Here is a 24,047-nt window from a genome sequence, read left to right as displayed (position 1 = left end):
GCCGCGCCGACCGCATCCGTCGCGATCGCCGCGAAGCCAGACTGCCTCCGCCGGCACGAGCCCGCCGAGCACTGTGGACCACCGGCCCACCTGTGGAGAACTCCGCCACCCGAACGAGCGACACCCCCTCGGGTAGGCCCTCGAGTAGGCCCCAAGAAGGCCCTCGAGGGGCACGTCACCGCACCCCGGCCTCCACCCCCAACACCCTCCCGTACTGCTCCCGGACCTCCCGGTACCGCAACAGCTCCGCCGCCACCGGATCCAGCACCCTGGCCCGCCCGCACCCGGCCGCCGCCTCCCTGAGCCGCCGCTCCGCCTCCGTCCCGTACCGCCGTGCGGGCCCCCGCGCCGCCATCCGGCAGCTCCACTCCACGAGCGGCCCACCGATGATCCCGACCACCATCAGCAGCACCGGCACACCGAGGTTCGGCGCCATGAACCCGGCGATCTGACCCACCAGCCACAGCCCGCCGACGACTTGGAGAAGCGTCATGGACGCCTGCGCGAACACGGCCGCCGGCCACCAGCCCGGCCGCGGCGGCCGCCCCGGCGGCAGCCCCGCGCGCGCGGCCAGCTCGTCCAGCGCCTCGGGCAGCCCCTGCGAGCCCCGTGCGGCCGCCTCCCGCACCGCCTGTGCCCACGGCGGCGCGAGCCCGGCCGAGGCCCGGTCGGCCACCGTCCGCACCGCCTGCTCGACACGCTGCCGGGCGGTGACCTCCTCGTCGGCCGGAGCGCGCAACGGGAGGCGCCCGGTGGGCGGTTCGAGCCGGTCCTGGTGCCACCGCCACAGCCGTAGCCACGGCGTCCCGCACGCACGGTTGGCGTTGCGCAGCCACGCCCGCTCGGCCGCCTCGCCGGCCGCCGTCGCACCGACCGCGTCCGCGAGCTGCACGGCGAACTCGTCCCGCGCCTCCTCGCTCAGCCCGGTCCGCCGCCCGGTGGCGTACACGGACCGCAGTCGCCACGCGGCGGCGTCCACGTCGGCCGAGATCCGGCGCCCCGGCGCCCCCCGCTCGGTCACGAACTGGCCGAGCGTCTCGCGCAGTTCTCCCACGCCGTCGCCGGTGAGCGCGGACAGTGCGAGCACGGTCGCGCCCGGTTCGCCGTACTCGCCCAGCGCGATCCCGTCCTCGTCGAGCAGCCGCCGCAGGTCGTCGAGGACCTGCTCGGTGGCCTCCCCGGGCAGCCGGTCGATCTGGTTGAGGACGACGAACATGACCTCCGCGTGTCCCGCCATGGGCCGCAGATACCGCTCGTGCAGCACGGCGTCGGCGTACTTCTCGGGGTCGACGACCCAGATGACCGCGTCGACGAGGTCGAGGACGCGGTCCACGTGCTCGCGGTGCTGTACGGCCGCGGAGTCGTGGTCGGGCAGGTCCACGAGCACGAGCCCGCGCAACTGCGCCTCCATCTCGGCGTTCTGCACCGGGCGGCGCCTGAGCCGGGGCGGGATGCCGAGCCGCTCGATGAGGCTCGCCGCGCCGTCGCTCCAACTGCACGCGATGGGCGCGGCGGTGGTCGGACGCCGCACACCCGTCTCCGAGATGGTCACCCCGGCCAGCGCGTTGAACAGCTGCGACTTGCCGCTGCCCGTGGCGCCCGCGATGGCGACGACGGTGTGCTGCCCGGACAGCCTGCGCCGCGCCGCCGCCTCGTCGAGCACCCGGCCCGCCTCGGCGAGCGTCCGGCTGTCGAGCCGGGTCCGGGAGAGCCCCACCAGTTCGCGCAGCGCGTCGAGCCGCGACCTGAGAGGTCCGTCGTACGCGAGCGGCGCGGCGATCTGCGCGCCGGAACCGCGCGTCTCGACCACGGCGACGGGCTCCGCGGCTGCGGCGTCGGTGACCCGCCGCGCGATCAGCCCGTCGTCCCACGCGTCCGAGGAGTCCGCAGAGTCCGTACGGTCCTCCTCGCGCGCGTGCTCGTCGTCCGGCTCCTCGGGCTCGTCCTCCGCGAGGTCCACGGCGTCCCCGGTCTTCACTGCCTCGTCCTCCGCCGGCCTGCCGTCCTCGTCCTCGGAGACGGCGTCCTGCGTGTGATCGGTCTGGTCCTCGTCAGTGACGGCGGTCACCGGTCACCTCTCCTTCTGCAGTACGGACAGCGCGGCGATGAGTTCGGCCTGGGGTTCGGGGTGTACGTCGAGGGCGTCGAGCGGCGCGAGCCGGCGCTCGCGTTCCGTCCGGACCACCCGGTCCAGGTGCTCGGTGAGCAGCCGTCCGCCCCGGTCGCGGAGTCTGAGCGCGCCGTGCGCCCCGATCCGCTCGGCAAGTCCCTCGCCCGCGGAGCGCGCCCGGCGGCCGCCCAGCAGCGCGGTGGCGACGAGCGCGGCGATCACCTCGGGGTCGGGCGCGACGCTGCGGTCGAGGTCGCGCACCTCCTCCTCGGCGAACTCCTCGAGCTCGCGCCGCCACCGTCGTACGGCCATCCCGATCCGGTGTTCGGCGCTCTCCGGCGCCGGGTCCCGGCCGGCCAGCTCGGGGGCGCCCGCCGCAGGTTCGCGCCGCCAGGCCTCGTCGACGCGCTCGTCGGCGGCGCTGACGGCGCACAACAGGAGCGCGGCGAGGCTCTCCGTGAGCGCGTCGAGAAGCTCTGCGGCGGAGCAGTCGAGCGGGAACGCGCGCCACCGCTTGAGCGCGTCCCCGGCGAGTACGGCGCCCGCCTGAAGGCGTCCCCGCACGCGCGCGTGCTCGCTGTCGTACGCCCCGTCGACGGCGGCGGTGAGCCGCAGCGCGGCGGCGTACTGGGCGGCGGCGGCGCTGGCCAGCTCGGGCATGCGGGCCTTGAGCGAGTCGAGGACGCCGTGGGCGGTGCGGCCCAGGGTGTGCTGCCGGGCGGCCGGGTCCTGGGTCTGGTGGACGAGCCAGGCCCTGAGCGGTGCGACGGCGGTGGCCGGCAGCAGTCCGCCGCCCCATGCCGACTCGGGGAGCTCGGGCACGGTGAAGCGCGGTACCTCGCCGAGTCCGGCCTTGGTGAGCAGTGCCCCGTACTGGCGGGAGACCTCGGAGACGACCTGGTGCGGCACCCGGTCGAGGACGGTCACGAGGGCGGCGTTGTACTCCTTGGCGGTACGCAGGAGATGCCAGGGGACGGCGTCGGCGTACCGGGCCGCCGTGGTGACCATGACCCAGATGTCGGCCGCGCAGATGAGTTCGGCGGCCAGGGTGCGGTTGTCGGCGACGAGGGAGTCGACGTCGGGTGCGTCGAGGAGGGCGAGGCCGGGCGGGAGGCTGTCGGCGGTCTCGACGCGCAGCACGCGCGCGGGATCCTCGCCGGGCAGCAGGAGTTCGTCGCTCACGTCCCGGTGCGGCACCCACACGCGCGTGAGGTCGGGCAGCACGCGCATTCCGCTGAACCAGTGATGGTCCTCCGGATGGCACACCAGCACGGGTGTCCGCGTGGTCGGCCGCAGTACGCCCGCCTCGCTGACCCGTCTGCCCACAAGGGAGTTGACGAGGGTCGACTTGCCGGCGCCCGTCGAGCCCCCCACGACGGCCAGCAGGGGCGCTTCGGGTTCCCTCAACCGGGGCACCAGATAGTCGTCGAGCTGGGCGAGCAGTTCGTCGCGGTTGGCACGCGCGCGTGGAGCCCCCGCGAGGGGCAGCGGGAAGCGTGCGGCGGCGACACGGTCGCGCAGGGCGGAGAGTGCGTCGAGCAGCTGAGGCCGTACGTCCAAGGTCACCACATGTGAAGAATGCCCAATTTTAGGTGATTTCTGAAGCATATGACCATGTCTGCGCGCCGATAGAACACAAGGGGACGGAAGGGACGACTGGGACAACGGCACAGTCCAGGCATAACGAGTGCACAACACCCGGGGCGTGAGACGCCAAAAGCGATGCACGATTCGTACCTGCCTGCGATTATCAGGACCGCTTCACCGAACCTCCACATTGAGCCACGGAGGCGAAGCAGCAGGGACAAGGATCCGGGAGCCCTATCCTTGTCCCCGGCAACGTCACGGATCAGCCCACACCCGGGCACCAGGTACGAGGCCACCACACCGGCCCCCGTAGCTCAGTGGATAGAGCAGGCGCCTTCTAAGCGCTTGGCCGCAGGTTCGAGTCCTGCCGGGGGCGCCCTTTTCCCAGCTCTCCTCCGGGAGGGCTTTTTTGCTGCCCAGGGCCCGGAAGTTGCCCGAAAATCACCGCGCACGGGCCCCCGAGCCACGGGACCGCGGCCCGCTCGGGTCGAATCCCCTTGCCGTGTGCGGCGTACAGTCGATCTTCTGAGCCATGAAGGACGGAGAGAGGACCGACGTGCGGCTGCGTTGCGCTGTGCTCGACGACTTCCAGCGGGTGGCGACCGAGATCGCCGACTGGTCACCGGTCACGGACGACGTCGAGGTCGTCGGCTTCGACACCCACATCGCGGACGAGGACGCGCTCGCGGAGGCGCTCGCCGGGTTCGACATCGTGGTGACGCTGCGCGAGCGGGTGCCCTTCCCCGGGTCCCTGATCAGCCGTCTGCCCCGGCTGAAGCTGCTCGTCGCCTCCGGGATGCGCAACAGCGTCATCGACTACGCCGCCGCCGAGGCACACGGCGTCACCGTGTGCGGTACGGCCAGCTCCTCCACCCCGCCCGTCGAACTCACCTGGGCGCTGCTGCTCGGCCTGGCCCGCGGGATCGTCGAGGAGAGCAACACCCTGCGCGCGGGCGGCCCCTGGCAGTCCACGGTCGGCGCCGACCTGCACGGCCGCCGGCTCGGCCTCCTCGGACTCGGCAAGATCGGCAGCCGGGTGGCCCACATCGGCCTCGCGTTCGGCATGCACGTCAGCGCGTGGAGCCAGAACCTCACCAAGGAGTACGCCGACGAGGTGGGCGTCGCACTCGCCCCCTCCAAGGAGGACCTCCTGCGCGACAGCGACTTCGTCTCCGTCCACCTCGCCCTGGGCGACCGCACCCGCGGACTGCTCGGCCCCGCCGAACTCGCCCTCCTCAAGCCGACGGCGTACCTCGTCAACACCTCCCGCGCGGCGATCGTCGACCAGGACGCCCTCCTCGCCACCCTGCACGCGGGCCGTATCGCCGGAGCCGGCGTCGACGTCTTCGACCTCGAGCCGCTGCCCGCCGACCACCCGATGCGCACGGCCCCGCGTCTGCTCGCCACACCCCATCTGGGCTATGTGTCGCGGGCCAACTACCGGACGTACTACGGCCAGGCCGTCGAGAACATCCAGGCGTACCTCGCGGGTTCACCCGTACGGCTGCTGCCCTGAGGGCTCAGGCCGCCCGCCGGTAGATCCCCTCGCTCCGGTCCAGGTGGTGCAGGTCCACCAGATGGCGCCGGAGCGTCACATGGTCGACGTCGCCGTCCTCGCACCAGCCCTGGAGCTTCTCGTTGACGGCCCGTTCGGGATATTCGACGCCAGGCTCGAAGGTCTGTTCGGCGATGTACCGCAGCACAAGCTTCTTACGGGTCCACTGCGCGGGCAGCCGGACCAGCCGCCCCTCCCGGACAAAGGTCTGCAGGGTGCGCTCGTCCCGGGACCCGACGTTCTCCGATGCCGTCTCCGTGCGCTCCACACGCGCGGCCTCCTGGAAGGCCTCGTAGGCGACGCGCAGTTCAGCGCCGTCCCCGGCCGTCACCACGCCCTGCTCCCGCAGCTTCAGCAGCGCCAGGGCCGCGTCCTTGGCGGACAGTCCGGCCGCCCGAGCGACCTCCTCCGAGGTCTCCGCGCCCAGGGCCACCGCCGCGAAGGCGCGTACCCGGGTCTCGTCGGTGAACAGACGCATGAGTCGGTCGGTAGCCATGCCGGGAGGCTAGTTGAGGACCCTCGCGGGAGCTAAGGATTTTCCCGTCCCCCCGATGCCGGGCGGCGCGCCCGCTCTTCAAAAAGGGTGATCCGCACATGATCGCCGTTACCAGCCGTCAGCGGCGGCGTTGAACGGGAAGTGCGGCGGCGAGTCCAGCTGCCGCGCTCATCGATTCACTAAGGAGAACGTGATGTCTCGCATCGCGAAGGCTGCCGGTGTCGCCCTCGGCGCCGGGGCCGTGGCGCTCGGCAGCGCCGGTATGGCCATGGCGGACGCGGGCGCCCAGGGTGAGGCCGCCCACTCGCCCGGCGTCGGCTCCGGCAATGTCGTCCAGGTTCCGGTCCACATCCCGGTCAACGTGTGCGGCAACACCGTCAACGTGATCGCCCTGCTGAACCCGGCCTTCGGCAACACGTGCGCCAACGTCAGCGACGGCCACGACGACCGTGGTGGCTACGGCGGCTGACGCCTCGTCGACTTGGAAGGGCCCCGGCACTCCGAGCGCCGGGGCCCTTCCGCGTACCCGCCTCGTCGGCGACGCCGCGTCAGGCGTACCGATAGATCGCGCTGACGTCCTCCAGTGAATCCGGCGTCACATTCCACGGCGGCATCTTCTCGTGCCGCGCGACGATCCGCCGGTACTGGGCGCTCCCGGCGGCCGGCGGCTTCGCCGGCAGATAGCGGGCGCCCCGGTGCCGCAGCTGCCAGCGGTACCACTGCAGGTCGACGAAGGCATGGTGCATCCAGAAGACCGGGTCGTTGACGGACGCGCCGCCGACCATGGCGCCGCCGACCCAGCGGTGCACACGGTTGTGGTTGCGCCAGGCGGCCTGGCCGCGCCCGCTCCCCCAGCCCTCCAGCCGGTTGCGGAACCCCTTCGTGGACGTCGAGTCCCAGGGCGAGACGTCGTAGACCGGGTCATCCAGGGCCGACTCCAGATCGCCCTTGGTGGGCAGCGCGATCGGGTCGCGGACGCGTCCGAGGTCCCGGGTGAGGTATTCCTCGTCGGTCACGCCCTCCCTGATGGTCCAGTTGCCGCCCGCGTAGGCGAACGGACCGGTCATCACCTGCCGGTCCGACGACCGCCCGGTGCCGCCCAGCAGGTCCTTGGTCCAGGGCGCCGACCCCGTCCCGCGGTCCTTGGTCCAGTCCCAGTACGGCACGGTCACCGACGAGTCCACCCGGCGCAGCGCCCGCTCCAGGTCCAGCAGGAAGCGCCGGTGCCAGGGCAGGAAGGACGGCGTCATGTGGGCCGTCCGCAGTCCGCCCTCGCCGTCGCTGACATAGAAGTCGATGTGCATCCGTACGAACTCGTCGTACTCGCCCCGCCGTTTGACCTCCAGCATCGCCTTCACGAACCGCCGCTTCTCGGCGCTGGTGAGCGTGCTCGCGTCCTTACGGATGTACGCCATGGTGTCCCCCCGTGTGTGTCTCGCTCTCGCGCAGTTGCTGCCCCGGCCCCAGCTCGTCGACGGCGGCGCGGGTCGCGGCGAGGGGGGTGGCGTACGACCGGTAGTGGTCGACCATGCTCAGCCACGTGCCGTCGGCCCGGCGCATCAGATGCAGGGACCGGCCGTCGACGGTGACATGCCACTCGGCGGCGCCGGGGGTGCGGCCCGCGGAGGTCTTGACACCGCGGATACGACGGCCCCGATACGTCTCCTCGAAGCCGAGCTCTCCGGGGTCGTCCCCCTTCTGCGGCGGCCGGGAGGCCGCGACGACCGGGGCGAGCGCGAGGGCGCCGACCGCGGCGAGCAGGCCTCGCAGCACGTCCCGCCGACCGCTCCGCGCCGAGCCCGGTCTGGCCTGGCTTTTCGCTGCGGGCTCCGCCCCTACCGCCACTCCGCCGACACTGACGACCATCGTGTGCTCCTCGTCCGGTTCGGTTGATCCGTAGCGGTAACCGCGAAGGAGCCCGCTCGGTCACCGTCCGATGGTCCGAGCGGGCTCCTGGGAGCGAGCGGCCCCTACAGTCCGGGGCCCATCACCAGGTTCGCGGCCGGCACGGTCTGCAGGACCGGCGTGAGGACGCCCACCTGCGGCAGCTTCGGCTCCGGCAGGCCGAAGTTGTCGGCGTTCGGCGCGGTCAGCGGGGCGTCCAGGGACAGGCCCGGGGCCAGCGTGCGCAGGTCGGAGGCCTGGGTGCCGACGCCGAGGTGGTCGAAGTCGTCGCCGAGGAGGTGCGGCAGGGGCGCGCGCAGACCCGCGCCGGGCAGTCCGGCGCTGACCGGCAGCTGCGGGATCACCCGCTCGGGAAGGAGCCGCCCCTCGACGTACTGCGGGCCCTCGGGCGCGCCCGGCATCGGCAGCGGGATCTCGCCGCCGACCTTGGGCAGCTCCACGTTGAGGGACTTCTCGATCCCGTCCAGCGGCACCGGGACGGGGACCGTGTCCACCGCCGCGGCGGGGGTCGCGGCGGCACCCATCGCGGCCGCGACGCCCGTGAGGACTGCGGCAATGGTTCCTCGGGTGGTCGACTTCATCTCAGGTACGGTCCCTTTCCGGATTCGGTGGCTCAACGTCCGTACCGCATAACGATCCTGGAACAGGCACCAGCGCAAGATTCGCCCGACTGCCGCAGTAGTACGACCGCTGAATTGTCAGCTCGTCCAGAAGTCCCACCAACGGGTCAGGATCAGCATTCCGACGATCCCGAGGTGCAACACCGCGACCACCCAGGTGAATTCGCCGAAGAAGGCCCTCAACCAGCCGGGCGCGGGCAGGAATCGGTTCCGTACGGCGAACGACGTCACGTACCAGAACAGGAGAATGGTCGCGACCCACGCCAGACAGCACCACAGGCACAGGGCGTTGATCCGGTAGAGCGACTCGAACTGCAGCCACGACACGAATCCGACGCCGAAGGCACAGCCCGCCTCGAAGGTGAGCCAGTACCAGCCGGGGAAGCGCGCACCGGCCAGCAGGCTCATGCCGACACCGATGACGATGCCGTAGGTGACCAGGCCCAGCATCGGGTTGGGGAACCCGAAGGCCGAGGCCTGGTCGCTCCGCATGACGCTGCCGCAGGACACCACGGGGTTCAGGCTGCAACCCGGGGTGAAGTCCGGGTCCTCGAGCAGCTTGAACTTGTCGAGGGTGATGACCCAGGAGGCCAGCAGTCCGGCGGCCCCCGTGATCACCAGCAGAACGGCGAACGCGCGACTGGCGCCCGCGGTTCGCGTCATCAGCCGCGCAGGCTGCGGGCGGGGAGGACGATGTGCGCGGCCGCGTTCAGGGTGTCGTCGGCGCCCGCGAAGTCGGCCAGCGCCTCCGGCTCGATGGGCCGGCCCGGCTTGGCCTCGGGCCACGGGCGGGTGGTGAACACGAAGTAGGCGAAGCCGCGCTCGGCCACCGCCTCCAGCCACTCCGCCGGCGGGGTGCACTGGGCGTTGAAGCCGGGCATGTTGACGACGGCCGTACCGGCCTCGACGAGCAGGCTGACCGGCAGGTTCGACCGGGCGTTGCCGTCGACGAGGTCGCCGCCGACGGGCAGGCCGTTGTTCTCCAGCAGCGCTTCGACGGCGGCCGTGGAGGCCTCCGGTCCGGCCGCGGCGTCCCCGAGGGTGTAGGCGAGGAGGTAGGGCATGTGGCCGTCGGGGGCATCGCCGCTCCAGGCCATGACGACGAGCGTGCCCAGGTCGGCGGCGTTGAAGGGGCGGGTTTCGCTTTGGGTTGAGGTCACCGCGCGACCATATCGACGGGCCGGAACCCCGCTGCGCCCGTTCTCACCCGACCGGGCGATGCCCCCCGCACGGTCCACACGAACGAGGGACGCGCCCTCGAACAGCGCGAAGGACCGATCCCCCACGCCACGGAACCGGCCCTTTCGGCGAGAGCGATACGTCAGCCACCCAGCGGAAGTCCGCCGAGCAGACCGCTGTTGTTCAGCGTGGCGGTCGCACCCTTCACGGTGTTGAGCACGGAGTCCTTGTTCTCGGTGTCGAGCGCGTTCGACTGGTGCTGCAGCGGCATCACGTCGGCGGGGGCCAGCTGACCACTGGTGAGCGAGTTCACGGCGCCGGTGAGGCTGGTGGGCGTGACGTCGGCGGGGCTGTAGGCGAACGCGGGCGCGGCAGCACCGGCGAGGGCCACGGTGCCGGCAACAACAGCGGCAGCCTTCAGGGACTTCATCATGTTCCTTTCTTCGGCAACTCACGTCACCAGAGAGAATTCCGACGCCGTGCCTAACGATCCCCGACCGGCCCGGAAACCCCGTACGCAGAAAACTTCTGCAACCACCCGTTGGGATCCCCGGGGGGTTATTAAAAAGCAATAGGAAAACAGAACAGCCGTTGTGCCGGTCAGGCCGACCGGCACAACGGCTGGGGTGACGACTGCTTCGCCTCAGGCGCCGCCCTGGTTCCAGGAGGGCACCGGCGGGGTCAGGAGGCGGGCAGCGGAAGCGGGACCGGCAGGGGCGGCACCGGTACCGGCAGGTCCGCCGGGAGGGGCAGCGGGAGTCCGCCGCCCAGCAGCAGCGCGAGGATGGCGTTGAGGAGGCTGCTCACCACCTTCGTGGCGGCCGGGACCACCTTGGTGGGGTCGCCGGAGGTGGCCGCGGCGAGCAGGTCGGCGACCGCCGTCTGCAGGGCGGCGAGCGCGTCGCCCACGGCGTCGGCGGAGGGCGCCTTGGAGTCCGCGGACGCGGCCTTGGAGTCGTCGCCGCTCTTGTCCGCGGGCAGCGGGAGCGCCGGCACGGGCAGGGGCAGCGCGTCGGTCGGCGTGGTGGTGGCCGGTGGGGTCGCCGGCGTGGTGGTGGCCGGCGGGTCGGCCGGCAGCGGCACCGGCGCGGGGGCCGCGGCGGTGACCTTGGCGATGGCGGCCTTGACCGCGTCCAGGAGCTGCGTCGCCTGTTCGGGGGAGACCTGTCCGTCGTCGGCCTTGAGGACGGCGTTCAGCACGTCGGTGACCGGGGCGAGGACGCTTCCGAGGTTGCCCAGGGTCTGGACCTGCGCGAGGAGCCCGTCCACGCCGGGGAGAGGCGCCTTCGCCGCCTCCTCGATGCGCTCGCGCTGCGACGCGTTGTCGACGGCAACCGCGGCTGGTGCGGTGATCCCGATCAGGAGGGTGGCGGTGACGGCGGCCGACGCGAGACGTCGTGCGGACTGAGCACGCATGGAGGAGCCCTTTCGATGCGGGGAGGATCTTGTGCCCACCGTGAAAGCGCTCACCGCGCTCTGCAACCGAACGGACCCGCACCGTAATCACCAGGCTCGGGCTTCGTCCCTGGTGAGACGGCATGTCAAGCCCCGCTCACCGTGTCGCGGCCCCCACCCCCCATTCGGGGCAACGCAAACCGGCCGCCCTCCCGAGGGGGAACCACGGGAGGGCGGCCGGCAGGGTGATGCGCGCGGACGTCAGTCGTTGACGCAGGTGTTGCCGAAGGCGGGGTTCAGCAGACCGATGACGTTCACGGTGTTGCCGCAGACGTTGACCGGAACGTGGACCGGGACCTGGACGACGTTGCCCGACAGCACGCCCGGGGAGTGGGCGGCCACGCCGTTCGCGCCACTGTCGGCGGCGGCGATGCCGGCACCGCCGGCGACGGCCGCGACGGCGGCGGAGGTAAGGACCAGGCCCTTCGCGATACGCGACATGGAGAGGTGCTCCTTGGGGGTTGACACAAAACACCCGGGCGGGGATGCCCGGCGCTGTGTCAACGCACGGGGCGCGCGCGGGTTGCGCCGCCAATGGGGTGATCTCGTGAGAGGCCCGACTTCACCAATCCGACACACTTGCCCGGTTTCAAGGCATTAATACGGATAGCGGCTAGAGTTGCGGACCTCTTGACGCACCCCTATAGCCAGCAAATCGCACTCATGACGCCCTGGCACCACGACCCGGGCGTGCCACCTCCCGACCCGCACCTTTTCCCGGAAGGTCCACCCGGTCATGCGCCATTCCCTGCGCACGTTGCTGCGCCCGGCGGCGGTAGGAGTCCTCGCCCTCGCCACGATCTGGGCCCCCGGTGGCGCCCTCGCGGCCGCCCCGCCCTCCCCCGAGGCCGGGCGGCTGCCGTTCGCCGAGCGGTTCCGGGCACTCCAGCACGGCGGGATGGTCCGCGCGGCCAACGCCTCCATCAGCTGCCGGGCGGGCACGGCCCAGCCCTCCTGCCCCGCCGTCCGGGACGGCGGGACGGCGGTCAACGGCGGCCTCGACATGTTCTACGTCGACGTCGACACCGACCCGAACACCTACAACTCCTCCCGCGCGGAGGTCCGGCTGCCCGAGGGCGCCCGGGCCACGTACGCGCGGCTGTACTGGGGCGGCAATCTCCGCGTCGGCGAGCAGAAGCCGCCGAAGGACAACGGCCGGGTGCTGATCGCCGAGCCCGGCGGCCAGTACAAGGAGGTCCTCGCGGACACCCTGGTCGGCCATCGGGTGGCCCAGGGCGCGGACGCCTTCCAGGCCTCGGCGGACGTCACGAAGCTGGTCCGTCAGAGCGGTTCGGGCCTCTACACCGTCGCCCAGGTCAATGTGGCGATGGGGAGGTCGGCGGCCGGTTCGTGGGGCGGCTGGACGCTGGTGGTGGCGTACGAGAAGGCGGCGGAGCCGCTGCGCCATCTGGCCCTGTGGGACGGCTTCGAGACGCTCGGGTCGGCCCAGGAGGTCCGGCTCCGGCAGCTGGGCTTCCCGAAGGGCGCCTCCGGACGGGCGGGACTGGTCGCCTACGACGGTGACCGCGGCCGTACGGGTGACTCGCTCACCGTTTCGACCAGCGCGACGGACCGCAGGGTGCCCGTGGCGCTGACCGACGCCGCCAACCCCCGTACAGATGTGCTGAATTCAACGATTTCCGAGCCCGGAACGACGCCGTCGCAGCGCGTCCCCTCGTATGCGAACACCCTCGGCTACGACTCCGATGTGTTCGATCTCGGCACGGCTCTGCGGCCCGGTGGTGACCAGCTGGCCTTCCGGCTCGTTTCCCAGCGGGACGCGGCGTGGACCGGCGCACTTTTCGTCGCCGTCGACGCGCAGTGAGGCGCGTTCCCGCCCGTCCCGAGTGCCATCCGTGAGCGAGGAAACCGCGCAATGCACCAGTCAGCAACCGACCCTCGGCCACGGGTCCTTCACCTCACACAACCCGTGGAGGGCGGGGTCGCCCGGGTCGTGACGGACCTGGTGCGAGCCCAGCTCGCGACCGGGATGCAGGTCGCGGTGGCCTGTCCGGACGGCGCCTTCGCCGACAGTCTGCGGGAGCTGGGGGCGGACGTACGGCGGTGGCGGGCGACACGTTCGCCGGGACCGTCGCTCGTCGGGGAGGTACGGCGTCTCGCTCAGGTGATCGAAGAGGTACGGCCCGAACTGGTGCACGCACACAGTGCGAAGGCCGGTCTGGCCGGGCGGCTCGCGGTACGGGGACGGGTGCCGACGGTGTTCCAGCCGCACGCCTGGTCCTTCGAGGCGGTCGGCGGGGTCACCGCGGCACTCGCACTGAAGTGGGAACGGTGGGGGGCGCGTTGGGCCTCCCGGGTGGTGTGCGTGAGCGGCGCGGAGCGCACGACCGGTGTGCGTGCCGGGATCGCCGGGCGGTGGAGCGTCATCCCCAACGGCATCGACCCCGCCCGCTTCCACCCCGCCTCCGTGGGCACCGTACGCGCGTCACTGCTGCCGGACGTCGATCCGCAGGCCCCGCTCGTCGTGTGCGTGGGACGGCTGTGCCGGCAGAAGGGGCAGGACGTCCTGCTCGACGCGTGGGACGCGGTACGGGAGCGGGCGCCGCGGGCACGGCTCGTGTTCGTCGGCGACGGACCCGACCGCGCCCGGCTCGCCGCGCGCGCACCGGAGTCGGTGCTGTTCGCCGGGGCCGCCACCGACACCGCCCCCTGGTACCAGGCCGCCGATCTGGTCGTCCTGCCCTCACGCTGGGAGGGCATGGCGCTCGCCCCGCTGGAGGCGATGGCCTGCGGGCGGCCGGTCGTGATGTCCGACGTGGACGGCGCCCGGGAGAGCCTGCCGCCGCATCTCGCACCCCGCTGCCTGGTACCGCCGGGGGATCCGGCGCCGCTCTCCACCGCCGTCGCCGAGCTGCTCCTCGATCCGCTGCTGTGCGAGTCGCTCGGCCATCAGGGGCGCCAACACGTCCTGTCCACGCACGACGTGCGGCACACGACCGAGGCGGTGGCGGGTCTGTACCGCGAACTGCTCGGCGCCGTGGGGCCCGTCGTGCCCACCGAGTACAGGGAGTCCATCCACTCGTGACCGCCGAAAGTACCGTCCCCTCGCCCGGCGGGCAGCCACGGGATCGCGGATTCTCGCCCGTCTCGGTCATCCCGTCGCGCGGTGTCGCCGGCGGCTTCCGCTTCCCGCACCGCCGTCCGCAGCCCCGGCCCGCCTCGCCGGTGCCGCTGCTCGCCGCGGACCTGACCGCCGCGCTGCTCGGCGCCCTCGCGCTCACCGGCACCACACACCACCCGCTGCTCGCGGCCCTGCTGGTGTCCGCGTCGATGCTGCTGCGCCCGCACCTGCCCCGCGCGGTGCCGGGTGTCCTGGACGAACTGCCCGCCGTCTGCGGCCGGATCGCGGTGTCCTGGCTGGCGCTCGGCGCGCTGGTCGCCGCGTACGCCCCGCAGCACGCGCTGCCCGCCGACACACTCACCCTCGGTTTCCTCCTCCAGTCGGCGGCGGCCTGCGCGGCCCGCGGCGCCGTGCACTGGCGGCGCCGCACGGTCCTGCTGAACCGCCCGCGCGCCGCCCTCGTCATCGGCCCCGCGACGACCGCGCAGCGCGTGGCCGCGGGCATCCTGCGCCACCCGCGCTGCGGAGTACGCCCGGTGGGCGTCGTCACCGAGACACCGGACGGCAGTGACGGCCTGCCCGTGCTGACGACCGGTCAGGAGGTCGAGCGGGCTCTCATCCAGAACGGCGTACGGGACGTGCTGGTCGTGCATCCGTCCGTACGGTCCCAACAGGGGCCTCTGCTCCGGGCGTTGGCCGAGTCGGGCTGCGCGGTGTGGGAGGTCGACGCGGACTCCCCGTCGTACGCCACCCGCGACCAGCTCGCCGGATTCGCCTGCCGGCGCCTCGACATGGGCGGACGGCGACGCGGCAGCTTCGGCAAGCGGATGCTGGACGTGCTGGTGGCCGGGACCCTGTTGCTGCTGGTCAGCCCGCTGCTGCTGGTGTGCGCGGTGGTGCTGCGGCTGACCGACGGACGCGGTGTGGTGTTCCGCCAGGAACGCATCGGCAAGGACGGCCGCCCCTTCACGCTGCTGAAGTTCCGCACCCACCGCCCGGTCGACGAGCACGAGTCGGCGACCCGCTGGAGCGTGGCGAACGAACGCCAGATGTCGTGGTTCTGCCGCTTCCTGCGCAGGACGTCCCTGGACGAGCTGCTGCAACTGTGGAACGTCTTCTGGGGCGACATGAGCCTGGTGGGGCCGAGGCCCGAACGCCCGTACTTCGTCGCGAACTTCAGCCAGACCTACCCCGGGTACGCGGCCCGCCACCGTATGCAGACCGGCATCACCGGTCTCGCCCAGATCCACGGCCTGCGCGGCGACACCTCCATCGAGGACCGGGCCCGCTTCGACAACGCGTACATCGACAACTGGTCGCTGTGGCAGGACATCTGCATCCTGGCCCGCACCGCCGCCGCCCTCGTGCGTCCGACGGGGAGTTGAGCATGGACCACGTGCGCAGATGCGCGCCGGTGCTCCCGGTGGTGGCGGTGATCGCCCTGCTGGGGCTGCCGATCGGGCCGGGCGGCGAGGGGGGCGCGGGGCCCGCCGACGCGGTCTCGGCGCTGGTGGTCCTCTACTGCGGGATCCTGCTGGTACGGGACCGGCGGCGCCCCTTGTCGCGTACGGCGGCCGTGGTGCTGGGCCTGCCGGTGCTCGGGCTGGCGATCGCCGCCGCGGGAGCCTCCTCACCGGGTGCCGGGATCACCGGCATGGGCCGCTATCTGCAGATCTTCGTCCTCGTCCCGGCCGCGGTGCTGCTGCTGATCCGGGGCCGGGGCGACTTCCGTGTCCTGGCCTGGTCCTTCGTGGGGCTCGCCCTGTGGCAGGGGGCGATCGGGGTGCACCAGTTCCTGACCGGGACCGGTGCCTCGTACCAGGGCCAGGAGATCCGTGCCGTCGGCACCTTCGGGGCGCAGGACGTGATGGGCATGGCGACGGTCGTGTGCTTCGGGCTGGTGTGCGCGGTGGGGCTGGCGCTGGGCCGGACGCCCGTACGGCACCGGGTGATCGCCGGCTGCTGCGCGCTGGCCCTGCTGGTGCCGCTCGCGCTGTCCTTCAGCCGCGGGGCGTGGATCGCCACGGCGGTGACGTGCACGGTGCAGCTGATGCTGGCCGGGATGCGGCGGGCGCTGCGGGTGGGGGCCGTGATGATGGCCCTGGGCGTGATCCTGGTGGGCGGTTTCGGGGTCGGTTCGGCGATGCTCCAGGAGCGGATCAGCAGCATCACGCAGGTCACCGACGCGCCCGACCAGTCCGTCACCGACCGGTACACCATGTGGGCGGCGGCGGTCGGCATGTGGCGTGAACAGCCTTTGACCGGCGTGGGGTTGAAGGGCTTCCCCGAACACCGGGACGCGCACGCCTCACTGGCGCTGTCCGCCGGCAGCGACACGGAAGGCGCGGGCGCGGCTTTCCGTAAGCAGCCGCTGCTCTCCCCGCACAACATGTACCTCCTGATCCTCTCCGAGCAGGGCCTCATCGGTCTCCTCGCCCTCGTCGGCGGCTGGCTGGCCCTGCTGGTGTGCGGGCTGCGGGGGCTGGCGCGGGTACGCCGGTCCGGTCCGGGGCTCGACTGCGGCCTGGTCGCCTGCGGCTTCCTGGTCTGGCAGCTCACCGACTTCGCGTACGCCGACATCGGCGGACCCTCGACGGTACTGACAGCCGTGTGCTTCGGCCTGGCGGCCTGGTGGGCCCTGCTCGGCAGCGCCCCGGAGCGGCCCGCACCGACCCCGACCCCGGCACCCGACCGCGCCGAGGAGGCGGCAACCCGATGACGGTGACGCCGCCCCGGACTCCCGGGGACGCGGCGGGCTTCCCGAGCGGAAGAAACACGGGGCCCACCGGCGCATCCGCGGTTCCGCCGAGCACCCCGGGCGGACGGGACACGAAGCCCGCCGAGACATCCGGACGACCCTTGGCCTCCCAGAGCCAGCGGACTTCCGACGTTTCGCCGGGCACGCCGAACGGACGGGGCGCAGGGCCTGACGAGGCTCCGGGGCGGACCTCGACCGCCCGGAGCACCTGGGCTTCCACGGTTTCGACGGACTCCCCGGGCGGACAGGACGCAAGAGCCGCCGAGACTTCAGGGTGGACCACGACCGCTCGGGACACCCGGACTTCCGCGGTTCCGCCGAGCACCCCGAGCGGACGGGACACGAAGCCCGCCGAGACATCCGGACGACCCTTGGCCTCCCAGAGCCAGCGGACTTCCGGGGTTTCGCCGGGCACGCCGAACGGACGGGGCGCGGAGCCGGCCGAGGCATCCGGGGGACCGCTGGAGTCCACTGTTTCCGGGAAGGGCGAGTGGCTCGTAGGGCCCGGGGTCTCCGAGGGGTTCCTCAGCGGTGGTGATTCCGGGGCCCGCGAGGCTCCGGCGGATCCCCGCGTCTCCAGCGCCTCGCCGGCTCACCCGTCATCCCGTACATCGGCCGCTCCCCCGGCCCCGGACGCTCCCGCGCACTCCCGCCACCCACGTGCCGTCCGCGCCCCCCGTCCCTCCCGGACTTCCCGCACCGCGGGACGCGCTCCCGCCCTCCCCTCGGCCCGCCCCGCGGGTCCTTCCACCTCGTCTCCCGCCCTTCCCGACCTCGCCCCCGTCTCCCGCGGCTTCCTGGCCAAAGCCACCCTCGTCACCGCGGTCCTCTCCGTCGCCGGGGCGCTTCTCGGGCTCGCGCGGGATCAGGCGCTGGCGCGGCTCTTCGGGGCCGGGAGCGAGACCGACGCCTTCCTGGTGGCGTGGACGATCCCGGAGTTCGCGTCGACGCTGCTCATCGAGGACGGGCTGGCCTTCGCGCTGGTCCCGGCGTTCAGTCTGGCGTTGGCGCGGCGGGCGCAGGGCGCTCCCGGGGATCCGGTGCGCGCCCTGGTCGTCGCCACGCTGCCCCGCCTCTGCCTGGCCTTCGTCGCCGTGTCCGCGCTGATCGCCGCCACCGCCCCCTATCTCGTCGAGGCGCTGGCACCGGGCCTGCCCGACCCCGCTCTCGCCGTCGACTGCACCCGGTTCGCCGCGGTCTGTGTGCTGGGCTTCGGGCTCGCCGGGTACTGCAGCGCCGCACTCCGCGCCCACCGCAGGTTCCTCGCGCCGGCCGCGATCTACGTGGCGTACAACACCGGCATCATCACGGCGATGTTCGTCCTGGGCGGGCAGTGGGGTGTGCGGTCGGCGGCGATCGGGGTCGCGATCGGCGGCGGGCTGATGGTCCTCGTTCAACTGCCTTCCTTCGTGAGGCAGTTGTGCCGCAAGCAAGTCGCTCAGCCGGAGTCGGGCGCGAGCGGCGACCGTGCCGTCACCGCCGCCCTCGTCGCGACCGTCCTCCTCTTCGCCCTGTGCAGGCAGTCCCAGACCCTCATCGAGCGCTACCTCGCCTCCACCCTCGACGCCGGCGCCATCTCGCACCTGAACTACGCGCAGAAGGTCGCCCAGATCCCGATGACCCTGTCGATGATGCTGTGCACGGTCACCTTCCCGGTGGTCGCGCGCGCCCTCGCCGACGGCGACATCGAACGGGCCCGCAGCCGCGTGGAACGGGACCTGGCGCTGGCCACCTGCATGGTGCTGCTCGGCGCCGCCACGGTGATCTCCTGCGCCCCGCAGATCATCGAACTCCTCTTCCAGCGAGGCGCGTTCACCGCCCAGGACACCACGGCCACCGCGGACGTCATGCGCGTGTACGCCCTCGGTCTGCTCGGCCAGACCCTGACCGGCGTGCTCGTACGGTCGTACTTCTCCGCCGCCCGCCCCAGCTGGTACCCGGTCGCCGCGATGGCTGCGGGCATCGTCGCCACCTCCTGGATCGGCGCCTGGACGGTCGGCCCCTGGGGCGTCTGCGGCATCGCCGCCGCCAACGCCGTCGGCATCACGGTGACCGCCGTACTGCTGCTGGCCGGCATGGGTCCCAGAAGCGTCCCGATCCGCAAGCGGGGCGCGCTGCGCGAGCTGAGCAGGCCCGTCCGTGCCGCGGTGGTCGCGACGATCGCCGGGACCTTCGTCGCCGGGCAGGTGCCGTCCGCCGTGCCGGGGCTCGCCGCGGGCGGGGCGACCGTCGCCGCCGTCTTCGTCCTGCTCGCCTGGGCGCTGGACGCCCAGGGCGTCGTACCCGCACTGAGATCCCTACGCTCCGTCACACGAAGGCTGACGCATGGCCGCTGCCGTTGAATCCGCCCCCGTCCCGTGGATCGCGATGTACCACTCGGTCGGCGACTGCTCCGAGGACCCGTACCGCATCACGGTCACACCCGAACGACTCGACCGCCAGCTGACCTGGCTCCGCCGCCGTGGTCTGCGGGGCGTGTCCATGGCCGCGCTGCTGGCCGCCCCCACCCGCAGGGACCTCGTCGGCCTCACCTTCGACGACGGGTACGCCGACTTCCTCGACCACGCCCTGCCCGTGCTGCGCGAGCACGACTTCGGGGCCACCCTCTTCGTCCTGCCCGGCCGTCTCGGCGGCGACAACGCCTGGGACCCGCTCGGCCCGCGCAAGCCGCTGCTCAGCGCCGACGGCCTGCGCCGGGCCTGCGAGGCGGGCGTGGAGATCGGCTCGCACGGTCTCACCCACGTCGACCTGACCAAGGCCGACGACCCGCGGCTCAAGTCCGAGGTCGTCGAGAGCCGGACCGCGCTGGAGGAGCTGACCGGCGCGCCCGTGAAGGGCTTCTGCTACCCGTACGGAACGCTCGACCAGCGCGCCGTCGACGCCGTACGAGAAGCCGGATACACGTACGCCTGCGCCATCGACCCCGGCCCGCTCACCGGCCCGTACGCCCTGCCCCGTCTGCACATCGGCCAGAACGACACCGCCGTACGCCTCTTCCTCAAGCACCGGCTGCACCGGCTGCGCCGCCGTCCCGTCGAGGGGATCTGAGATGAAGGCCCTCCACGTCATCACCGGCCTCGGGGTCGGCGGCGCCGAGCAGCAACTGCGGCTGCTGTTGCGGCATCTGCCCGTCGACTGCGACGTCGTGACGCTCACCAACCCGGGCGCGGTCGCCGACGGGCTGATCGCCGACGGGGTCCGCGTCACCCATCTCGGGATGGCCGGCAACCGCGACCTGGCCGCCCTGCCCCGCCTGGTCCGCCACATCCGGGCCGGCGGCTACGACCTCGTGCACACACACCTGTACCGCGCCTGTGTCTACGGCCGGCTCGCCGCGCGGCTCGCGGGCGTCCGCGCGGTCGTCGCCACCGAACACTCCCTCGGCGACTCGCAGATGGAGGGCCGCAGGCTCACCGCCGGGGTCCGCGGCCTCTACCTGGCCAGCGAACGCCTGGGCCGCGCGACGGTCGCCGTCTCCCCCACCGTCGCCGCCCGCCTCAAGCGCTGGGGCGTGCCCGCCCCCCGTATCGAGGTCGTCCCGAACGGCATCGACCTGCCCCGCTTCCGCTTCGACGCCCTCCAGCGTCTGCACACCCGCCGCCGCCTCGGCCTGCCCGAGGAGGCGTACGTCATCGGCGCCATCGGCCGGCTCACGGCGGGCAAACGCTTCGGCACCGTCATCCGGGCGCTGGCCCAGCTGCCGGACAACTGCTGGCTGCTGCTGGTCGGCGGCGGCCCGGACGAGCACCAGCTGCGCCAGGTCGCCCGTGCGGCCGGGGTCGCCGACCGGGTGCTGTTCACCGGCGAACGCCCCTGCGTCCCCGACGGCTCCCCCGGTCCCGATCTGCCGTCCCTCGCCTCCGCGATGGACCTGCTCGTCTCCCCGTCGCCCGAGGAGGCCTTCGGGCTGGCGGTCGTCGAGGCGCTGGCGTCCGGGCTGCCCGTGCTCTACAGCTCCTGCCCGGCCATCGAGGACCTGCCCTCGCAGGCGGCCCCCGGCAGCCGACAGGTCCTGGGCGGCCCCGACGAGTTCGCCCGCGCGATCGCGGCGGCCCGCGCCGAGGGCCCGCGCCCGCGCACCGCGCCGGACGCCGCCCACCACTACTGCATCACCCGCAGCGCCGCACAGCTGATGGATGTCTACGCGGCCGCGGCCTCGTCGCCCACGTCACCTCAGGGAGTCAGTTCCTCATGACCGAGAACCCCACCGGACCGCGCCGCCCCGCCACGGTCCTCACCCGCGCCAGGACGCTCCCGGCCTGGTCCCTGCTCGCGGCCGGTGCCGTCGCCGGGGGAATGCTGGGCGGGGCGTACAGCCTGGCCCAGACGCCGACGTACACGGCGACCAGCTATGTCGTCGCCGTCCCCACCGAGAAGTCCGACCCCGCCTCCGCACTCGGCTTCGCGCAGGCCTACGGCCGGGTCGCGACGCAGCTGGCGGTGCTCGGGGACGCGCAGGTGTGGGCGGGCGTCCCGGTCAGGACGCTGAAGTCGAGCGTGCAGACCGCGACCTCGCCGGACGCCCCGATGGTCGCGATCACGGCGACCTCCTCGCGCCCCGACCTCGCCGCCGACATGGCCAACGCGGTCGCCCGCGCCCTGACCCGGCACGCGGACACCGCCCAGAGCGCCACCAACGTGGAGCTCCAGCAGTTCGCCCGCGCCACCAAGCCCACCGAGCCGTCCTCGGCCCCGCCCGCGGTGACCGGGCTGGTCGGGGCGAGCGCGGGCGGCCTGCTCGGTGGCCTGGTGCTGCTGGTGCGGCCGCGACGGACCGCCGGCGAGCCGGGGCGCCCGGCCCAGGTGCCCGGCCCGGCCGTCGCCGCCGACGCCCACGGCCAGCTGTGACGTACACGACGGAACTCGTCACCGACGACACCGTCTTCGCCGCACTCGCCCCCGACTGGGCACGCCTGTACGGCCGTTCCCCCACCGCGACCCCGTTCCAGAGCCACGCCTGGCTGCACTCGTGGTGGCTGTCGTACGGCCATAGCGGGCGGCTCCGAGTCCTGGTGGTCCGGGACGGGGACGACCTGGTCGCCGCCGCGCCCCTGATGCGCGTACCGCGTCCCGTGCCCTCGCTCGTGCCGCTCGGCGGGGCGATCTCCGACTACGGGGACGTCCTCCTCGACGAGGAACGGGGCGAGGAGCCGGTCGCCGCGCTCACGGAGGCGCTGGCCGCGGCGGCCCGCACCGCGCTGGTCGACCTGCGTGAGGTGCGGCCGGGCGGCGCGGCGCAGCGGATCTACGACCACTGGCCCGGGCCGCGGCGCCGGGTCGGCGATTCGCTGTGCCTGGAGCTGCCCGCCGTGCCGATGGACGAGCTGGTGGCCCGGCTGCCGTCGGCCAAGGCCCAGCAGCGGGTGCGCGCCAAGCTGCGCAAGCTGTCCTCGCTCGGCGTCGAACGGCATGTCGTGGAGCCCGGCGAGGTCGACAAGGCGCTGCGGCGGCTGCTGGAGCTGCACCAGCTCCAGTGGCAGGGGCGGAAGGTGACGAGCGAGCATCTGCGGCCGCGGTTCCGCGACCACCTGGTGCGCTCGGTCGCTCCGATGGTGCGGTCCGGGGACGCGGTCGTCACCGAGTTCCGGCTGGACGACGACGTAGTGGCCGTCGATCTGACGCTGCTGTCGCGGCGGCTCGCGGGCGGCTATCTGTACGGCGCCCACCCGTGTCTGCGTGAGCGCAAGGCGGATGTGGCGGTGATGCTGCTCGACGCGGCCGGCGACCACGCGCGGGGCACGCTGAGTCTGCTGCGCGGCAACGAGCCGTACAAGCACCACTGGAAGCCCGAACCGGTCGTCAACCAGCGGCTGCTGCTGGCCCGGCGACGCACCGCCCCGCTGCTGGCGGCGGCGCTGTGCGACGTCGCCGCCCGCAGCCGGGGCAAGGAGCTGGTGCGCACGTGGAGGGAGCGCGGTGGCGGCGGGCCCTGACCGGCCCGCCGCCACCCGGTCCTCACCTGCTGCGCGACCACCAGTCGAAGCGCATGCACAGCTTCCCGCCGATCCAGTACTCCACCCACTCGCCCAGGTCCATCGGCGAACAGTTGGGCGGGTTCGTCGGAGTGGGCTCGGGCGTCGGGTCGGGCGTCGGCTCGGGCGTGGGGTCGGGCGTGGGCTCGGTCGGTGCCGGTGTCGGTTCGTCGGTGCGTCCGAAGAGCACGGACCGGTAGATCTCCGACGCCTTGGGGTTGTCGTCGCACTGCCAGACGCCGTGCGGACAGTAGTCCGTGAGCGTGTTGTACAGCGGCTTGTGCTCGTCCATCCACGCGAGCATGCGCCGCATGTACTCGGCGTTGTCTCCGTTGCGGAAGAGTCCCCATTCAGGATAGGAAATTGCCTTGCCGTGGGATTTGGCGAATTCCACGTGCTCCTGAAGTCCGTACGGCTCTTTCACCTGCTGGTCGAATGACATGCCTTCCGGCTGGTCGTACGAGTCCATGCCGATGATGTCGACGGTGTCGTCACCGGGATAGCACTTCGTCCAGCCGATGGCGTCCTGACCGCGGCTCGGCGTGAAATCGAAGCGGAATTTCTGGCCCGGCACCGAACGCATGGTGGTGACGATCCTGTTCCAGTACGTCTTCCAGGCCTCCGGGTCCGGCCCGCAGCGATGGGTGTACGTGATGCCGTTCATCTCCCAGCCGAGCACGATCACCGTGTCCGGCACCTTCAGCTCGACCAGCCGTTCGGCGAGGCGGAGGAAGTGGTGATCGAAGTCGCCCCGCGCGCCCTGCCGGAGCAGCCGCCGGACCTGGTAGTCGGGGACCCGGCCCTCGTTGCGCTCCTGCATGGGGACGTTGAGGACGAACATCCGGTCGTCGCGCTCGTTGCGCCAGTCGGCCCAGGAGTCGAGGAAGTCGGGGGCGCCCTCGATGTTGCTCCAGCGGTCGCCGGGCAGATAGGTGTGGCCGACGCGCAGTTCGGCGCCGCCCAGCCAGCGGCTGAGCTCGGAGATACGGTTCACTCCGCTCGGGCCGTAGTCGAGGTAGGCGCCGAAGGCGGGCAGCTCCGGTACGGGCTTCGGCTCGGGCACGATCACCGGGTCGACGGACGGGGTGGCCGCCGGCGGCTGAGCGGACGCGGACGGAACGGCCGGTACCGCGGGCACCGCCGGCGTGGGAGCGGGAGGATCGCCGGCCTGTACCACCCCCGCTGCGAATCCGGGCCCCGAGGCCAGGGCGGCGGACGCGGCGACCGATGCCGCAATGAACGCCAGCCGTCTGGTCCGGGTCCGTCGCTGCTGTGAGTCCATGCCTGCTCCTTTCTCACTCTCGCGCTAATCCGATAACTGACACTGA

General features: G+C 72.6%; 23 protein-coding genes and 1 tRNA gene. 12 read left to right on the top strand and 12 right to left on the bottom strand.

Going from position 1 to position 24,047, the window contains the following annotated elements:
- Nucleotides 1-175: 175 nt before the first annotated feature.
- Together ACIOHP_RS24305 and ACIOHP_RS24300 are read right to left on the bottom strand one after the other, a co-directional pair.
- The gene (locus ACIOHP_RS24305) at nt 176-2,068 is read right to left on the bottom strand and encodes a YfjP family GTPase (RefSeq protein ID WP_401890692.1); all 1,893 of its coding nucleotides are present in this window, start codon (nt 2,066-2,068) and stop codon (nt 176-178) included.
- Nucleotides 2,069-2,071: 3 nt separating this feature from the next.
- Complete coding sequence (locus ACIOHP_RS24300) at nt 2,072-3,679, bottom strand: dynamin family protein (RefSeq protein WP_401890690.1); 1,608 nt, start codon at nt 3,677-3,679, stop codon at nt 2,072-2,074.
- A 321-nt stretch (nt 3,680-4,000) separates the two neighbouring features.
- Between ACIOHP_RS24300 and ACIOHP_RS24295 the strand changes: the two genes are divergently transcribed.
- Together ACIOHP_RS24295 and ACIOHP_RS24290 are read left to right on the top strand one after the other, a co-directional pair.
- A tRNA-Arg gene (locus ACIOHP_RS24295) sits at nt 4,001-4,073 on the top strand.
- 180 nt (nt 4,074-4,253) lie between these two features.
- Nucleotides 4,254-5,213, top strand: a complete 960-nt coding sequence (locus ACIOHP_RS24290) for a D-2-hydroxyacid dehydrogenase family protein (protein ID WP_401890840.1) — start codon at nt 4,254-4,256, stop codon at nt 5,211-5,213.
- A 4-nt stretch (nt 5,214-5,217) separates the two neighbouring features.
- Here ACIOHP_RS24290 and ACIOHP_RS24285 read toward each other — a convergent pair whose 3' ends face one another.
- Entirely contained in the window at nt 5,218-5,748 is a 531-nt protein-coding gene (locus tag ACIOHP_RS24285) for a DUF2087 domain-containing protein (RefSeq protein WP_401890687.1), read from the bottom strand.
- Between the two features lie 193 nt (nt 5,749-5,941).
- Here ACIOHP_RS24285 and ACIOHP_RS24280 point away from each other — a divergent pair, with 193 nt between their 5' ends.
- On the top strand, nt 5,942-6,217 hold the full coding sequence (locus tag ACIOHP_RS24280) for a chaplin (RefSeq protein ID WP_361478626.1): 276 nt from the start codon (nt 5,942-5,944) through the stop codon (nt 6,215-6,217).
- A gap of 79 nt (nt 6,218-6,296) precedes the next feature.
- Here the strand turns inward: ACIOHP_RS24280 and ACIOHP_RS24275 are convergent, their stop codons facing one another.
- The 8 genes from ACIOHP_RS24275 to ACIOHP_RS24240 form a co-directional block, all read right to left on the bottom strand.
- Nucleotides 6,297-7,163: a tyrosinase family protein gene (locus ACIOHP_RS24275; protein WP_361539021.1), complete on the bottom strand. Its 867-nt coding sequence runs from the start codon at nt 7,161-7,163 to the stop codon at nt 6,297-6,299.
- The gene (locus ACIOHP_RS24270) at nt 7,147-7,614 is read right to left on the bottom strand and encodes a tyrosinase family oxidase copper chaperone (RefSeq protein WP_361539024.1); all 468 of its coding nucleotides are present in this window, start codon (nt 7,612-7,614) and stop codon (nt 7,147-7,149) included. Before ACIOHP_RS24270 ends, ACIOHP_RS24275 begins: the two co-directional genes overlap by 17 nt.
- A 104-nt stretch (nt 7,615-7,718) precedes the next feature.
- A complete protein-coding gene (locus ACIOHP_RS24265; RefSeq protein ID WP_401890684.1) occupies nt 7,719-8,234 on the bottom strand; it encodes a hypothetical protein in 516 nt (171 codons plus the stop codon).
- A 117-nt stretch (nt 8,235-8,351) separates the two neighbouring features.
- Nucleotides 8,352-8,936, bottom strand: a complete 585-nt coding sequence (locus ACIOHP_RS24260; protein ID WP_401890681.1) for a vitamin K epoxide reductase family protein — start codon at nt 8,934-8,936, stop codon at nt 8,352-8,354.
- A complete protein-coding gene (locus ACIOHP_RS24255; protein ID WP_361478641.1) occupies nt 8,936-9,433 on the bottom strand; it encodes a DUF5949 family protein in 498 nt (165 codons plus the stop codon). Before ACIOHP_RS24255 ends, ACIOHP_RS24260 begins: the two co-directional genes overlap by 1 nt.
- A gap of 161 nt (nt 9,434-9,594) precedes the next feature.
- A complete protein-coding gene (locus tag ACIOHP_RS24250) occupies nt 9,595-9,882 on the bottom strand; it encodes a hypothetical protein (RefSeq protein ID WP_327722495.1) in 288 nt (95 codons plus the stop codon).
- A 251-nt stretch (nt 9,883-10,133) separates the two neighbouring features.
- Nucleotides 10,134-10,868 carry a hypothetical protein gene (locus ACIOHP_RS24245; RefSeq protein ID WP_401890678.1) on the bottom strand — a complete coding sequence of 245 codons (735 nt, stop codon included), beginning with the start codon at nt 10,866-10,868 and terminating at the stop codon, nt 10,134-10,136.
- A gap of 240 nt (nt 10,869-11,108) precedes the next feature.
- Nucleotides 11,109-11,348, bottom strand: coding sequence for a chaplin (locus tag ACIOHP_RS24240; protein WP_266892211.1), 240 nt, complete (start codon nt 11,346-11,348; stop codon nt 11,109-11,111).
- Between the two features lie 295 nt (nt 11,349-11,643).
- Between ACIOHP_RS24240 and ACIOHP_RS24235 the strand changes: the two genes are divergently transcribed.
- The 9 genes from ACIOHP_RS24235 to ACIOHP_RS24195 all read left to right on the top strand — a co-directional run bounded on the left by ACIOHP_RS24235 (nt 11,644) and on the right by ACIOHP_RS24195 (nt 22,680).
- Complete coding sequence (locus ACIOHP_RS24235; protein WP_401890674.1) at nt 11,644-12,732, top strand: DUF3344 domain-containing protein; 1,089 nt, start codon at nt 11,644-11,646, stop codon at nt 12,730-12,732.
- A 51-nt stretch (nt 12,733-12,783) separates the two neighbouring features.
- Nucleotides 12,784-13,953: a glycosyltransferase gene (locus ACIOHP_RS24230; protein WP_401890672.1), complete on the top strand. Its 1,170-nt coding sequence runs from the start codon at nt 12,784-12,786 to the stop codon at nt 13,951-13,953.
- Nucleotides 13,950-15,374 carry an exopolysaccharide biosynthesis polyprenyl glycosylphosphotransferase gene (locus ACIOHP_RS24225; protein WP_401890669.1) on the top strand — a complete coding sequence of 475 codons (1,425 nt, stop codon included), beginning with the start codon at nt 13,950-13,952 and terminating at the stop codon, nt 15,372-15,374. The genes ACIOHP_RS24230 and ACIOHP_RS24225 overlap by 4 nt, the downstream gene beginning before the upstream one ends.
- A 2-nt stretch (nt 15,375-15,376) precedes the next feature.
- On the top strand, nt 15,377-16,708 hold the full coding sequence (locus ACIOHP_RS24220; RefSeq protein ID WP_401890666.1) for an O-antigen ligase family protein: 1,332 nt from the start codon (nt 15,377-15,379) through the stop codon (nt 16,706-16,708).
- A 410-nt stretch (nt 16,709-17,118) separates the two neighbouring features.
- The gene (murJ, locus tag ACIOHP_RS24215; protein ID WP_401890664.1) at nt 17,119-19,089 is read left to right on the top strand and encodes a murein biosynthesis integral membrane protein MurJ; all 1,971 of its coding nucleotides are present in this window, start codon (nt 17,119-17,121) and stop codon (nt 19,087-19,089) included.
- Nucleotides 19,073-19,795, top strand: coding sequence for a polysaccharide deacetylase family protein (locus tag ACIOHP_RS24210; RefSeq protein WP_361539051.1), 723 nt, complete (start codon nt 19,073-19,075; stop codon nt 19,793-19,795). Before murJ ends, ACIOHP_RS24210 begins: the two co-directional genes overlap by 17 nt.
- Nucleotide 19,796: 1 nt before the next feature.
- The gene (locus ACIOHP_RS24205; protein WP_361539054.1) at nt 19,797-20,942 is read left to right on the top strand and encodes a glycosyltransferase; all 1,146 of its coding nucleotides are present in this window, start codon (nt 19,797-19,799) and stop codon (nt 20,940-20,942) included.
- On the top strand, nt 20,939-21,595 hold the full coding sequence (locus ACIOHP_RS24200) for a lipopolysaccharide biosynthesis protein (RefSeq protein WP_401890661.1): 657 nt from the start codon (nt 20,939-20,941) through the stop codon (nt 21,593-21,595). Before ACIOHP_RS24205 ends, ACIOHP_RS24200 begins: the two co-directional genes overlap by 4 nt.
- Nucleotides 21,592-22,680: a GNAT family N-acetyltransferase gene (locus tag ACIOHP_RS24195; protein WP_401890659.1), complete on the top strand. Its 1,089-nt coding sequence runs from the start codon at nt 21,592-21,594 to the stop codon at nt 22,678-22,680. The genes ACIOHP_RS24200 and ACIOHP_RS24195 overlap by 4 nt, the downstream gene beginning before the upstream one ends.
- A gap of 22 nt (nt 22,681-22,702) precedes the next feature.
- Here ACIOHP_RS24195 and ACIOHP_RS24190 read toward each other — a convergent pair whose 3' ends face one another.
- Entirely contained in the window at nt 22,703-24,001 is a 1,299-nt protein-coding gene (locus ACIOHP_RS24190; protein WP_401890656.1) for a glycoside hydrolase family 26 protein, read from the bottom strand.
- Between the last annotated feature and the right edge of the window lie 46 nt (nt 24,002-24,047).

The sequence above is a fragment of the Streptomyces sp. NPDC087859 genome (assembly GCF_044742595.1).
Lineage (GTDB): Bacteria > Actinomycetota > Actinomycetes > Streptomycetales > Streptomycetaceae > Streptomyces > Streptomyces canus_F.
This window is presented reverse-complemented; position numbering and strand designations above follow the sequence as displayed.